At 64.3% G+C, this 13189-nt stretch carries 11 protein-coding genes; 3 read left to right on the top strand and 8 right to left on the bottom strand.

Annotated elements, in window-relative coordinates:
* Positions 1–31 precede the first annotated feature (31 nt).
* Positions 32–610: a phosphatidylglycerophosphatase A family protein gene (locus tag ACUXH0_RS18075; protein ID WP_012436423.1), complete on the bottom strand. Its 579-nt coding sequence runs from the start codon at positions 608–610 to the stop codon at positions 32–34.
* Positions 607–1692 carry a thiamine-phosphate kinase gene (thiL, locus tag ACUXH0_RS18070; RefSeq protein ID WP_012436422.1) on the bottom strand — a complete coding sequence of 362 codons (1086 nt, stop codon included), beginning with the start codon at positions 1690–1692 and terminating at the stop codon, positions 607–609. Before thiL ends, ACUXH0_RS18075 begins: the two co-directional genes overlap by 4 nt.
* A gap of 161 nt (positions 1693–1853) precedes the next feature.
* Here thiL and ACUXH0_RS18065 point away from each other — a divergent pair, with 161 nt between their 5' ends.
* From ACUXH0_RS18065 to ACUXH0_RS18055, 3 genes are all read left to right on the top strand, one after another.
* Positions 1854–4199, top strand: a complete 2346-nt coding sequence (locus ACUXH0_RS18065; RefSeq protein WP_182594454.1) for an NADP-dependent malic enzyme — start codon at positions 1854–1856, stop codon at positions 4197–4199.
* A 472-nt stretch (positions 4200–4671) separates the two neighbouring features.
* Positions 4672–5103: a ribonuclease gene (locus ACUXH0_RS18060; protein ID WP_004632916.1), complete on the top strand. Its 432-nt coding sequence runs from the start codon at positions 4672–4674 to the stop codon at positions 5101–5103.
* Positions 5100–5723, top strand: coding sequence for a barstar family protein (locus ACUXH0_RS18055; protein ID WP_004632915.1), 624 nt, complete (start codon positions 5100–5102; stop codon positions 5721–5723). The genes ACUXH0_RS18060 and ACUXH0_RS18055 overlap by 4 nt, the downstream gene beginning before the upstream one ends.
* Positions 5724–5826: 103 nt before the next feature.
* On the opposite strand, the gene araH is transcribed toward ACUXH0_RS18055, so the two are convergent.
* From araH to ACUXH0_RS18025, 6 genes are read right to left on the bottom strand one after another with little or no spacing between them, the layout of a single operon-like run.
* Positions 5827–6837, bottom strand: a complete 1011-nt coding sequence (araH, locus tag ACUXH0_RS18050) for an L-arabinose ABC transporter permease AraH (RefSeq protein ID WP_012436420.1) — start codon at positions 6835–6837, stop codon at positions 5827–5829.
* 33 nt (positions 6838–6870) lie between these two features.
* Positions 6871–8400 carry an L-arabinose ABC transporter ATP-binding protein AraG gene (araG, locus tag ACUXH0_RS18045; protein WP_012436419.1) on the bottom strand — a complete coding sequence of 510 codons (1530 nt, stop codon included), beginning with the start codon at positions 8398–8400 and terminating at the stop codon, positions 6871–6873.
* A 57-nt stretch (positions 8401–8457) separates the two neighbouring features.
* The gene (locus ACUXH0_RS18040; RefSeq protein ID WP_012436418.1) at positions 8458–9462 is read right to left on the bottom strand and encodes an arabinose ABC transporter substrate-binding protein; all 1005 of its coding nucleotides are present in this window, start codon (positions 9460–9462) and stop codon (positions 8458–8460) included.
* Between the two features lie 53 nt (positions 9463–9515).
* Positions 9516–10454: a Gfo/Idh/MocA family protein gene (locus ACUXH0_RS18035; protein WP_012436417.1), complete on the bottom strand. Its 939-nt coding sequence runs from the start codon at positions 10452–10454 to the stop codon at positions 9516–9518.
* Positions 10455–10456: 2 nt separating this feature from the next.
* A complete protein-coding gene (locus ACUXH0_RS18030) occupies positions 10457–11398 on the bottom strand; it encodes a dihydrodipicolinate synthase family protein (RefSeq protein ID WP_012436416.1) in 942 nt (313 codons plus the stop codon).
* A gap of 26 nt (positions 11399–11424) precedes the next feature.
* Positions 11425–13161 (bottom strand): IlvD/Edd family dehydratase, encoded by a 1737-nt coding sequence (locus tag ACUXH0_RS18025; protein ID WP_012436415.1) that lies wholly within the window; start codon positions 13159–13161, stop codon positions 11425–11427.
* Between the last annotated feature and the right edge of the window lie 28 nt (positions 13162–13189).

The following is a 13189-nucleotide window of genomic DNA, read 5'->3' as shown; positions in this document are numbered from 1 at the left end:
GCGATACCTTCGAAGCTTCGGTCGTCAAACGTCAAAACGAGCGCCACAGCGCGAACACAAGCAGCGTGTAGAACGCCGCCAAAATGTCATCGACCATCACGCCGTAGCCACCGCGCACGCCGAAGCCCTTGAGCGTGCGGTCGTAATAGCGGATGGGCGCCGGCTTGACCATGTCGAAGAAGCGGAACCACAGGAATGCGGCGAACTGCCCGCCCAGCGTGGTGGGCGTGACAAACGCCAGCACGATCCAAAACGCCACCATCTCGTCCCACACCATGGCGCCGTGGTCTGCCACACCCAGATCGCGTGCGGTGCGGGTGCATGCCCAGATGCCGATCACGAAACCAACGGCCGCGATCAGCAGCCACGTGGGTCCTGAAATCCAGCGCGCCAACACCACATAAATCAGCCAGGCGTACAGTGTGCCGACCGTGCCCGGCAGGATCGGCGATAGGCCCGTGCCGAAGCCGAGCGCGAGAATGCGTGCGGGATGGCCGAACATGAAGCGCGCCGTCGGGCGGCGTACCTGTGCGGCCTGGCCCGCCTCAAGGACGACGGTTTCAGGCTGGCCCGGCGGATTGGAGGGCGGGAAGGGAGCGGAAGACATCATGATGCGGAAGAGAAATGGTCGAAGCTGCCATGCGTGAAGATGACCGGGGCACCTTGGGCATCGACGAGGCGCAAGCCGGTTTCGGCGTCAATGCGGCCGACGCGTGTGACAGCCACCCCCGCACGCTGGCCCGCTGCGATCACAGCGTCGCGAGCATCGGCAGGAGCAGTAAAGCACAGTTCGTAGTCGTCGCCGCCGGCCAGCGTGCATTGCAGCTGAAGCGCCCGGGACTGCGCGGCCAGCGTCGGCGAACGCGGGACATCGTCGACCATGACCGTCGCCCCAACGCGGGATTGCGTGAGGATGTGGCCAAGATCGCCCAACAAGCCGTCCGATACGTCGAGCGCCGCCCGGGCGACACCGCGCAATGCCAGACCGAGTGCCACGCGCGGCGTCGGCATGTCCATGCGTGGCTGCACTTGTGCGAGCGCTTCGGGCGTAAGCGCCCATTCGTTGCGCAGGGCACCCAGCGCGAGTCGCGCATCGCCGACAGTGCCCGAGACCCAGAGGTCATCGCCGGGACGGGCGGCGTCGCGGCGTAATGCCGCAGCGAGGGGGACGTCGCCGAAGACGGTCAGGCTCAGCGTGAGCGGCCCCCGCGTGGTGTCACCGCCAATGAGTTCACAGTGAAAGGCATCCGCCAGGGCGAGCAGGCCTTCGGAAAACGGTTTGAGCCAGGCGGGGTCGGCTTTGGGAAGCGCCACGGCCAGCGTAAAAGCACGTGGCTCCGCACCCATGGCAGCCAGATCCGATAGGTTGACAGCCAGCGCTTTGTGCCCAAGTGCGCGGGGCTCCGCATGGGGAAAAAAGTGACGACCGGCGACCAGCATGTCGGTGGAGATCGCCAATTCGTACCCAGGACGTGGCCCGAGCAAGGCGCAATCGTCGCCCACGCCCAATGTCGCTCTTGGCGTCGGCCGCGTGAAATAACGGCGAATCAGGCCGAATTCGGAGAGGTCTGACGCATCATCAGCGGAGTTGCGGGGTTGGACGGGCTTGGACACGGCAGCGGCGATGGAGGAATATGGGGCAAGCCCGATGGTGCCGTGACGGGACGGTGAAATATTGTAGCGAATGCGCATGGCACTCCCACCCAAAATCCCGTTGTGAGATCGCTTTTCACTATATAAAATGACGGGCCCAAGGAGGCGGACCGTATTCCCGTGGCGCTCGTGAGGGTATCCCGGTGGCCCGCTAGATGCGACGGCCGGCGCGCGCGCTGGCCACCCGATACGAGAGACCCATGACCACGGTGGATACCCAGCCTCAGCAGCCCGCCCGCACGGATGAAGAACTCAAGGCGCAGCAGCGCGCCGCCTTGCGCAAGGCCGCGCTGGAGTACCACGAGTTTCCGACCCCGGGCAAGATTTCCGTCACGCCGACCAAGCCGCTGTCGAACCAGCGCGACCTCGCCCTGGCGTATTCACCGGGTGTTGCCGCCGCCTGTGAAGAGATCGTCGAAGACGTTACCAACTCGTTCCGCTACACCGCCCGCGGCAACCTCGTCGGCGTGGTGACCAACGGTACGGCCGTGCTCGGCCTGTGCGATATCGGCCCGGAAGCCTCGAAGCCGGTCATGGAAGGCAAGGCGGGCCTGTTCAAGAAATTCGCTGGTATCGATGTGTTTGATATCGAGATCAACGAAAAAGACCCCCAAAAGCTTGTCGATATCATCGCCTCGCTGGAGCCGACCTTCGGCGGCATCAACCTCGAAGATATCAAGGCACCGGAGTGCTTCTTCGTCGAGCGCGAACTGCGCAAGCGCATGAAGATCCCCGTCTTCCATGATGACCAGCACGGCACCGCCATCGTCGTGGGCGCAGGCATCACCAATGCGCTCAAGGTGGTCGGCAAGGACATCAAGAAGGTCAAGCTGGTGGCGTCGGGCGCGGGCGCTGCGGCGCTGGCCTGCCTGGACTTGCTGGTCGACCTCGGCCTGCCGCGCGAAAACATCTGGGTGACGGACTTGGCCGGTGTGGTCTACGAAGGCCGTACCGAACTGATGGATCCGGACAAGGCGCACTTCGCACAGAAGACCGATCTGCGTACGTTGGCCGAAGTCATCGATGGCGCTGACATTTTCCTGGGCCTGTCCGCCGCCGGCGTGCTTAAGCAGGACATGGTCAAGAAGATGGCCGACAAGCCGATCATCTTCGCGCTGGCCAATCCGAACCCGGAAATCCTGCCGGAACTGGCCAAGGAAGTGCGCCCGGACGTCATCATGGGCACCGGCCGCACGGATTACCCGAACCAGGTCAACAACGTCCTGTGCTTCCCGTTCATCTTCCGCGGCGCGCTGGATGTGGGCGCGACCACCATCACGCGTGAGATGGAAGTTGCCGCCGTGCACGCCGTGGCTGAACTGGCTCGCCAGGAGCAAAGCGACATCGTCGCTTCCGCCTACGGCATCCAGGACTTGTCGTTCGGCCCCGAATACCTGATCCCGAAGCCCTTCGACCCGCGCCTGATTGTCAAGATCGCGCCGGCCGTGGCGCAGGCGGCCATGCTCTCGGGCGTGGCGCAGCGTCCGATCGAAGACATGGACGCCTACCGCCAGCACCTGCAGCAATTCGTCTACCACTCGGGCACGCTGATGAAGCCGATCTTCTCGGCCGCCCGCAAGGTGCCGATGGAGAACAAGCGCATCATCTTTGCCGAAGGCGAAGAAGAGCGCGTGCTGCGTGCCGTGCAGATCGTTGTGGATGAAAAGCTCGCCAGCCCGATCCTGATCGGCCGCCCGAGCGTGATTGCCCACCGCATCGAACGCTTCGGCCTGCGTCTGCGTGAAGGCGTGGATTTCACCGTGGTGAACCCCGAGCACGACGAGCGCTTCCGCGACTACTGGGAAACGTACTACAAGCTGATGGCGCGCAAGGGCGTGACGCCGCAGTACGCGAAGCTGGAAGTGCGCCGCCGTTCGACGCTGATCGGCGCCGTCATGATCCACAAGGGCGAAGCCGACGGCATGATTTGCGGCACGGTCAGCACCACCGCTGCGCACCTGCGCTACATCGACCAGGTCATCGGTGGCACGAACTGCGTGTACGCCGCCATGAACGGTCTGGTCCTGCCTGGCCGTCAGATCTTCTTGACAGATACGCACGTCAATATCGACCCCACTGCCGAGCAACTGGCCGAGATCACCATCATGGCCGCCGAGGAACTGTGCCGCTTCGGCATCAAGCCAAAGGTTGCGCTGATGTCGCACTCGAACTTCGGTTCGTCGGAGGCGCCTTCTGCCGTCAAGATGCGCGAAACGCTGGCTATCCTGCGCGAACGCGCCCCGAACCTGGAAGTGGACGGTGAGATGCATGGCGACGCCGCACTCGACGAGAAGCTGCGGGACTCGCTGGTGCCGGATTCGACGCTCAAGGGCGAAGCCAACCTGTTGGTCATGCCGAATATCGATGCCGCCAACATCGCCTATAACCTGCTGAAGGCGGCCGCCGGCAACAACATCGCCATCGGCCCGATCCTGCTGGGCGCAAAAAAGCCGGTGCACATCCTCACGCCGTCGGCAACGGTGCGACGTATCCTCAACATGACGGCCCTGACCGTTGTGGATGCCGCTGCACAAGCGCAACGCTGATCGCCACTGCACTGGAAAAGGGAGCGCACGATGCTGCGCTCCCTTTTTTAATTCACTAAGTTTGCGTGTGCTTACATTTCTTAAGACGTAATAGCCATATCAAAAAACCCTTCAGGCTTTCACCGTCGGTTGATTGTTGTCATCGATGAGCGTACCCTTATGGGCTGAAGGGGTGCTTCTGAGCACATGAGGTCTGATCCGGGCCAGACGGGTTCAAAAAGGCGGTTTTCCGTACACACGTCTGACAGGGTCGCCTTATTCGGTGCGCGCAATGGGTAGGTTTTTGCAGGCGGAAGGATTCCCCAAGTCTTCGGCAGTCGCCCGACTTGTCATTTCCTGCCAGGCCTCTCGCGCATTGAGCCGCTTCGCTTTCAGCTGCAAACCGGCTGTCCGGATCGTTATTGGACGGCCACCTGCGCTTGTGACCTGCGCCGGGCTCCGGTCGGCGCGATTCTCCCGTTAGGGCCTGCTGATGACAAAGCGACTTGGAGCGTGGATCGGCCGCTCCGTATCTCAGGCGATGGCGCGTGGCGCGCTTGCGGCAACGCTTGCGTTGTCGGTGGCCGGCTTGCCGACCAATGCGGTCGCCCGGGACACCTCCGGCATGGCTGCCGCCGTGGGAACCATTCGCCCGGCAGACCTGCCCAACGAGGCGCAGCGCACGCTGGCACTGATCGAGCAGGGCGGTCCGTTCCCCTATGCCAAAGACGGCATCACGTTCGGCAACTATGAACGGCGTTTGCCTGCCCAGCGGCGTGGCTATTACCACGAGTACACCGTGAAGACGCGGGGGGCTCGCAACCGCGGCGCCCGACGCATCATCTGCGGCGGCGACCAGCAAGCGGCCAACGACTGCTACTACACGGAAGATCACTACAACAGTTTTCAACGGATACAGCGATGACGACCAACATGTTTGGGCTGGACGACTCGCTCACCGCACGCGATGAGCGCGTGGCCCGCGATGCGTGGCACAAGGCGCAAAATCTGTACGACGGTGTGGTCGGGATGCAAGCCCTGGGCGCACGCGTCGGGGGGGCGACCAAGTTGCCTCAAAGTGCACCGCAGAACATCATGACGCAGGACAACACTCAGACGGACGACGACGGAGGTCGCGAAGACGCCATGAACCTCTTCAAGACGGTGCGTCCGAATATCGTGCAGTCGATCCGCGCGTTCCGCGTGGCGGATCTGGCCGAGTCGGCGGCCAGCCTTGGCCAGCATTTCCTGTACGCCAACTGCGCGGCTGCGACCACCAAGAGCGAAGTGCTCGACGTGATTGCGCGTGAGTTCCTGTTCCCGAAGCATTTTGGCAAGAACTTCGATGCCCTGGCCGACTGCCTGACCGACATGATCTACAAGGCCGGCCCGCAACCGGGTTTTGTGATCGTGCTTGAGGGCCTGCCGTGCCAGCCGAAGTTCGACAAGGAAGCGCGTGAAGTGCTGCTCGACGTGTTCCGCGACGCGGCCGAATTCTGGGCCGAGCGCAAGGTTCAGTTCCGCGTGTTCTATTCGTTCGCTTGAACTTGCTCGTCTGCCGGACAATCGGCGTTAAATGAAAAGCCCGCACTTGCGGGCTTTTTTGTTGCCGTATGAAGACCGACCGGCCTGTCAACTCGCCGGCCTGTCAACTCGCCCGCTTATTGCGGCGAATGCGGTCGAACCACACCGCCAGCAGCAGAATGCCGCCGCGGATCAGGTACTGATAGAACGTCGGCACGTTCATCAGGCTCATTGCGTTCTGCACCGACCCCATGATGAGAACGCCGACCAGCACACCGGACACGGTTGCCACTCCGCCCGTGAGTGAAACCCCACCCAGCACGCAGGCCGAGATCACGCCCAGCTCAAGCCCGACCGATGTTTTCGGATCGCCCAGGCTCATGCGCGAGGCCAGCATCACGCCGGCAAAGCCTGTCACTAGACCTTGCAAGACGAACACGGCGATCTTGATGCGCGTCACCGGTAGGCCAGCAAGCAGTGCGGCCTCTTCATTGCCCCCGACGGCGAGCACGTTCTTGCCGAATACCGTCTTCTTGAGCAGGAAACCGAACGCCGCGAAGCCGACGATGTTGCTCCAGATCGGGTACGAGATGCCGAGGAATGACCCGCCGCCCAGGTCGAAGAAGCGCTCTTCGGAAATCATTACCGCGTCGCCGTTGGAGGTGATGAAGGCGAGCCCGCGCACGACTTCCATCATGGCGAGCGTGACGATCAACGAGTTGATCTGGTAGCGCGCCACCAGCACGCCGTTGACGAGCCCGACCACGCCGCCGGCCAGCACGCCGGCCCCGACGCCAAGCACCACGCTGTGCGTTGCGGTGATGAGCGTGGAGGCCACCACGCCCGCGAACGCGACGATGGAGGCAACGGACAAGTCCACTTCGCCGAGTGCGAGGACGAACATCATCGTGACCGAGATCGAGCCGATCAAGGTGACGGACAGCAGCAAGCCCTGGATGTTGCGGCTGCTGACGAAGCCCGGCACCGTGAACGCTAGCGCGGTGAACAGCAAGAGGAACACTACGACGATGCCCGATCGGTTGACCAGCTCCCAGGTGAGGGTGGCGCGGCTGGGAATGCCCGGGGCGGCCAGTGGCGGGCCGCCCGGCACGGATTCGGTGGATGGCGTTTGCATAGGATCGGTTTCCATGAGGGCGTGGATCGCGCGCTAGCGCGGCAGCGCTAGTTTGATGAGGGTGTCGGGCGAGGCGTGCTCTCGGGGCAGATCGCCGACGATGCGGCCCTGCTTCATCACGAGCACTCGGTCTGCCACGCCGATGACTTCGGCCAGATCGCTCGACACCACGATGACGGTGCGGCCCGTCTCGGCGAGGCCGTAGAGCAGGCTGTAGATTTCGCTGCGGGCGCCGACGTCGATGCCGCGTGTGGGCTCGTCCATCAGGAAGACGTCAATGTCCTCGGCCAGCCAGCGCGAGAGGATCACCTTCTGCTGGTTGCCGCCCGAGAGCTTGCCGATGGGCGTCTCGCCGTTGCGTGTCTTGATGGCGAGCTTGTCGATGAACGACTTCGTGGTCCGCGCTTCCTGCCGGTTGTTCAGCACGCTGAAGCGGCTGAAGTGGCGCCGGCAACTGATGTTCAGGTTGTCCGAGACCGAGGCGATGGCAACGATGCCTTCCTGCTTGCGGTCTTCCGGGCAGAGCGCAACACCCGCGCGCACCGCATCGCGCGGTGTGTTGAACTGGACGCGCTTGCCGTTGAGGCGGACCTCGCCCGCTGTGGGTCCGACTGCGCCGTAAAGCAGCTTCATCAGCTCCGAGCGTCCCGCGCCGACCAGCCCGAAAAAGCCGACGATTTCTCCTGCATGCGCCCGGAACGTTGCGGGTTCAGTCAAGCCTGGCCCCATCAAGCCGCGTACGTCGATCTTCACCCCACCGAGCGGGCGCGGCTTGTAGCCGTACACGTCCTGGATCGAGCGGCCGACCATGCAGCGGATCAGCCGTTCGCGGTCGAGGCTCGCCCCGGCGTTGAACGTGTCAATGTGCCGGCCGTCACGGAATACGGTCACGCGATCGCACAGTTCGTACACCTCTTCCATGCGGTGCGTGACGTAGATGACCGCGCGGCCCTCGGCCTTGAGCGCGCGGATGATGCGGAACAACTGTGCCGTCTCCCGCGAGGAGAGCGAACTCGTTGGTTCGTCGAACGCGATCACGCGCGCGTCGCGCATCAGCGCCTTGCCGATCTCGATCATCTGGCGCTGGCCGATCGATAGATGCTTGACCGGTTGCGCCGGATCGAGCTTCTCGCCCAGCCGTTCGAGTTCGCGCAGCGCACGGGTGATCAGCGTCTTCTCGTCGAGCACGCCAAAGCGGTTGGGCAGCGCGCCGAGCATCAGGTTTTCCGCCACCGTCAGTTCCGGCACGAGGTGCAGTTCCTGATAGATAATCGCGATGCCCGCCGTAATGGCCGCGCGCGTGTTCGTGAACTGCTGCGGCACGCCATCGAGCGACAGCGTGCCAACCTCCGGCTGGTTGACGCCCGACAGCACTTTGAGCAGCGTCGACTTGCCCGCGCCGTTCTCGCCCATCAGGCCGTGCACCTCGCCGCGGCGGATGTCGAGCGAGACATGGTCGAGCGCCAGCACGCCAGGAAAGCGCACGGTGATGCCGTCGAGCTTCAGATAGGCGTCAGCGGAAGCGTCGGGCGGGCCGCTCTCATCAAGTGATTGGACTGTCATCGATTGCTCTTTGCGGATGCGCGTGGGGCGCGGGACCGGCCCGCGCCGCGCGTTGCATCAAATGCCCAGTTCCTTGCGCACTTCCTGCCAATTGCCGCGCACCATCAGCTTGCCGGTGGTTTGCGTATCGGCCGGCGGTTGCTTGCCCGTCTTGATCCACTCGACAAGGTTTGCCGCGCTGTCCTTTCCGTGGTTGGTCGAGCTGACGGCAATCGTGCCGAAGAAGCCTGTCGGCTCCTTCTTCTGGAACTCGGCAAACGCCTCGCCCGCCCCGTTGATGCCGACGCCGATCACATCGGCGGCCGGAATGTGCAGTTGCTCGGTGGCGCGCACGCCGCCCAGCACGCTCTCTTCATTGAGCGCGAAGATCACCCATTTCTTGATGCCCGCATGCTGCGCCAGCACCGGCGACGCCGCATTGAAGCCGCCCGCGTCGTCGGTTGTCTTTTGCGGCGCGTCGAAGATGTTCTCTTTCTTGAAGCCGCCGGCCAGCAGCGTCTGCGTGGCGCCGTCGGTGCGCAGCTTGGCGGTCGGTAACTCGTAATTGGTGATGCGCAGCGCGCCCACTTCCTCGGGCTTCCAGCCGCGGCGCTTCATCTCGTCGGAGATGGCCTGGCCGACCTGGTTGCCGATCTTGAACGCCGACATGCCCAGATGCGGCACGTTGGCCAGCGGCTTGCCGGACGAGTCGACGAGCTGATCGTCAACCGTGACGAACTTCATGTTGTAGTGCTTGGCGCGTGCGGAGATGGCCGGCCCCAAGCGCACGTCCGGTGCGCAGATGACGAAGCCCTTCGCACCTTGCGCGCCCAGGTTGTCGATGGCGGACAGCACCTTTTCGCCATCGGGCGTGCCGATGTTCACCACCGAAAAGCCGTCCTTCTTGCCAAGTTCGGTGGCAGCCTTCTGCTCGTTGATGAACCAGGCCTGCTCCGGCATCTTGACCAGGAAGCCGATCTTGAGCGGCTCGTCGGCGTGGGCGGGCAGGGTGGCGGCCAGCGGCCCCAGGCACAAGGTGGCTGCCAGGGCGGACAGGGTCAGCCGGCGAAGTTTGCGTTGCATGGTTGTCTCCTCGTTGGAATGGCTCTGATGGCACTACGTGGGTCGGGCGTGCTTCACGGCACGAACGGATCAATCAGATGGCGCCGACCGAGCAGCATGGCGTCGGCCACGTGCTGAAGCGGGCGGACATCCACATCGCTTTCGCCGCTGGCGATCAGTTCGAGAAAGCGGGTGTACAGGCTCGGGTATTCGCGTTCGGGGCCGACGTCGATCTCCGCGCCGTCGATGGTCAATTGCTTGCCGCCCTGGGCGAGCCGCAGGGTGCCGTCGCTCGTGGTCACACCGATCTGCCAGAGTTCGCCTGCGTCATGGCGCCAGTCGAATTCCGCTGCGATGGCAGTGCCGCGTTCATCGGTGAATGCGAGGTGGGCGGCAATCGGCGTCTGCTGATTGGCGGGCACCCACAGGTTGGCCGACGTCAGAAAGAACGCATGCGGCAGGATGCGGGTCAGGATCGATAGCGCGTTGATGCCCGGGTCGAACACGCCAAGGCCGCCGGGCTCCCAGATCCATGCCTGGTTCGGGTGCCAGCGGCGTACATCTTCTTTCCATTGCACGTTGACCGAGACGATGGCGCGGCTTGCAAGCCACTCCCGAGCAACCTCGACGCCAGGCGCGTGGCGCGAGTGCCAGGAGGCGAACAATGTGCAGCGATGCTTTCGCGCCAGTTCAGCGAGGATCGCCACTTCCGAGACGCTGGCACCGGGAGGCTTCTCCAGCATCACGTGCTTGCCCGCAGCGAGCGCCGCGCGGGCCTGGGCAAACCGCACCTGCGGCGGTGTGCACAGCGAGACCGCCTGCAATGCGCGTTCGTCTGCCAGCATGGCCTCGAGCGTCGTGTAATGCGGCAGGCCGTCAATGCGCGAATGCGGGCTCGCGCAGGCCGCAAGCGTGAAGCCCGGCTGCGCGGCAAGCGCCGGCAGATGCTGGTCGCGCGCGATCTTGCCAACGCCGACAATGCCGATCGCAACGGGGGAACGGTCACCGTGCATGGCTATCGCCCCCAGCGCAAGACCAGCGGGTCAAGCCGCCGGGCAATGTCGATCAGGCCCCGGCGCGTATCTGGATGCATCGGTGGCAACGGATGGCGCGATGCCTCGCAGGCGATCACGCCGCCTTCCTTCATCAACGCCTTGGCGGCCAGGATGCCGGCCTGCCGGTTCTCGTGATTGATGAGCGGCAACCAGCGTTGGTACAGATCGAAGGCGAGATCGTGCTGCCCTTGGGCGTGCGCCTCGATGATCGGCCGGATCCCGTCGGGATACGCGCCGCCGGTCATGCTGCCCGTGGCGCCAGCATCGAGATCGGCCAGCAGCGTAATGGCTTCTTCGCCGTCCCAGGGGCCTTCGATGGCGTCGCCGCCGAGGCGGATCAGTTCGCGCAGCTTGGCCGCCGCACCGGGCGTTTCGATCTTGAAGTAGGCGACCTGCTCGATTTCGCGGGCCACGCGCGCGAGGAACGCCGCTGAGAGCACCGTGCCGCTGGCCGGCGCGTCCTGAATCATGATCGGAATGCCCACCGCATCCGACACGCGCGCAGAGAATTCGTAGATCTGCGCTTCGGGCACGCGGAAGGTGGCGCCGTGGTAGGGCGGCATCACCATCAGCATGGCGGCGCCCATGTCCTGCGCACGGCGGCTGCGTTGCGTGCAGACCTGCGTGCTGTAGTGCGACGTGGTCACGATCACCGGTACGCGGCCCGCCACGTGTTCCAGCGCGGTGCGGGTGAGCACCTCGCGTTCGTCGTCCGACAGCGAGAATTGCTCGGAGAAATTGGCCAGGATGCACAGGCCATCGGAGCCTGCATCGATCATGAAATCGATCGCACGCTTCTGGCTGGCAAGGTCGAGTTCGCCAGTTTCCGTGAACGTGGTGGGCACCACCGGGAAGATGCCGCGATAGCGCGGTGCGTGCGCGGCGGGTTGATCAATCGGCAAAGCCAGTCTCCTACGCGTGTGTCGATTCAGTGCGAATGGCGCGGCACGGCGGCGCCACGGCAGCCGACCAGGAAATCGAGGTCGCAGCCCTCGTCGGCCTGCAATACGTGGTTGACGTACAGGCGCTGGTAGCCACCGCCTTCACCATGGGAGCGCGGCGCCTGATAGGCGGCCATGCGACGCGCAAGTTCGGCGTCGTCGATGTCCAGGTGCAGCGTGCCGGCTTCGCAGTCGAGTTCGATCCAGTCGCCGTCCTGCACCGCGGCCAGCGGGCCGCCGGCCGCCGCTTCGGGCGCGACGTGCAGCACGACTGTTCCGTAGGCCGTGCCGCTCATGCGCGCGTCGGAAATGCGGACCATATCCTTTACGCCCTGGCGCAGCAGCTTGGGCGGCAGGCCCATGTTTCCGACCTCGGCCATGCCCGGGTAGCCCTTCGGCCCGCAGTTCTTCATCACCAGCACGGAGCTGGCATCCACGTCCAGCGCTTCATCGACGATGCGTTCCTTGTAGTGTTCGAGGTTTTCGAACACGACCGCACGGCCGCGATGCCGCAGCAATTCCGGACTGGCGGCCGATGGCTTGAGCACCGCACCGCGCGGCGCGAGGTTGCCGCGCAGCACCCGAATGCCGCCATCGTCGATCAGCGGGTTGGTGAGCGGGCGGATGACTTCATCGTCGGTGATGGGCGCGCTCTTGACGTTCTCCCACAGCGTCTTGCCGTTGACCGTCAACGCATCGGGGTGCGGCAGCAAGTCTGCTTCACCGAGGCGGCGCAGCACTGCGGGCAGGCCGCCGGCGTAATAGAACTCCTCCATCAGGAAGCGTCCCGAGGGCATCAGGTCGACGATGGTCGGTGTGTCCCGGCCGATGCGTGACCAGTCTTCCAGCTCAAGCGGCACGCCAATGCGCCCGGCAATCGCCTTGAGGTGGATCACCGCGTTGGTCGAGCCACCAATGGCCGCGTTGACACGGATGGCGTTTTCGAACGCGGCGCGCGTGAGGATCTTGGACAGCGTCAGCCCCTGCAGCGCCATATCGACGATGCGGATACCTGACATATGCGCAAGCACGTAGCGCCGCGCATCCACCGCGGGAATGGCCGCGTTGTGCGGCAGCGATGTGCCGAGCGCTTCCGCCATGCATGCCATGGTGGACGCCGTGCCCATCGTGTTGCACGTGCCGGCCGAGCGTGACATCCCGGCTTCCGCCGACAGGAAGTGATGCAGGTCGATCTCGCCCGCCTTGAGCGATTCGTGCAACTGCCACACCGCCGTGCCCGAGCCGATGTTCTTGCCGTCGAGCTTGCCGTTGAGCATCGGCCCGCCCGTCACGACGATCGCCGGCACGTCGCAGCTGGCTGCGCCCATCAGCAGGGCGGGCGTGGTCTTGTCGCAGCCGGTGAGCAGCACCACCGCGTCGATCGGGTTGCCGCGAATCGCCTCTTCCACATCCATGGCCGCAAGGTTGCGCGTGAGCATGGCGGTCGGGCGCAGGTTCGATTCGCCGTTGGAGAACACCGGAAACTCCACCGGAAAGCCGCCCGCCTCGTAAATGCCGCGCTTGACGTGTTCGGCCAGCTTGCGGAAATGCGCGTTGCACGGCGTCAGCTCCGACCAGGTATTGCAGATGCCGATGATCGGGCGGCCGTCGAATTCGTGGTCGGGGATGCCCTGGTTCTTCATCCAGCTTCGATACATGAAGCCGTTTTTATCGGCAGTGCCGAACCATTGGGCCGAGCGCAGCTTGGGTTTCGATTCCGACATGGGTGCGTGTGTCACGGACGTGGTTGTC

Source organism: Ralstonia sp. 110700041-2 (assembly GCF_056280165.1).
The sequence above is the reverse complement of the archived record's forward strand: the minus strand, read 5'-3'. Positions and strand labels throughout refer to the sequence as shown.

Coding starts and splice junctions, on each gene's coding strand:
- ACUXH0_RS18075 (WP_012436423.1), bottom strand. CDS start 610: ATGATGTCTTCCGCTCCCTTCCCGCCCTCCAATCCGCCGGGCCAGCCT.
- thiL (WP_012436422.1), bottom strand. CDS start 1,692: ATGCGCATTCGCTACAATATTTCACCGTCCCGTCACGGCACCATCGGG.
- ACUXH0_RS18065 (WP_182594454.1), top strand. CDS start 1,854: ATGACCACGGTGGATACCCAGCCTCAGCAGCCCGCCCGCACGGATGAA.
- ACUXH0_RS18060 (WP_004632916.1), top strand. CDS start 4,672: ATGACAAAGCGACTTGGAGCGTGGATCGGCCGCTCCGTATCTCAGGCG.
- ACUXH0_RS18055 (WP_004632915.1), top strand. CDS start 5,100: ATGACGACCAACATGTTTGGGCTGGACGACTCGCTCACCGCACGCGAT.
- araH (WP_012436420.1), bottom strand. CDS start 6,837: ATGCAAACGCCATCCACCGAATCCGTGCCGGGCGGCCCGCCACTGGCC.
- araG (WP_012436419.1), bottom strand. CDS start 8,400: ATGACAGTCCAATCACTTGATGAGAGCGGCCCGCCCGACGCTTCCGCT.
- ACUXH0_RS18040 (WP_012436418.1), bottom strand. CDS start 9,462: ATGCAACGCAAACTTCGCCGGCTGACCCTGTCCGCCCTGGCAGCCACC.
- ACUXH0_RS18035 (WP_012436417.1), bottom strand. CDS start 10,454: ATGCACGGTGACCGTTCCCCCGTTGCGATCGGCATTGTCGGCGTTGGC.
- ACUXH0_RS18025 (WP_012436415.1), bottom strand. CDS start 13,161: ATGTCGGAATCGAAACCCAAGCTGCGCTCGGCCCAATGGTTCGGCACT.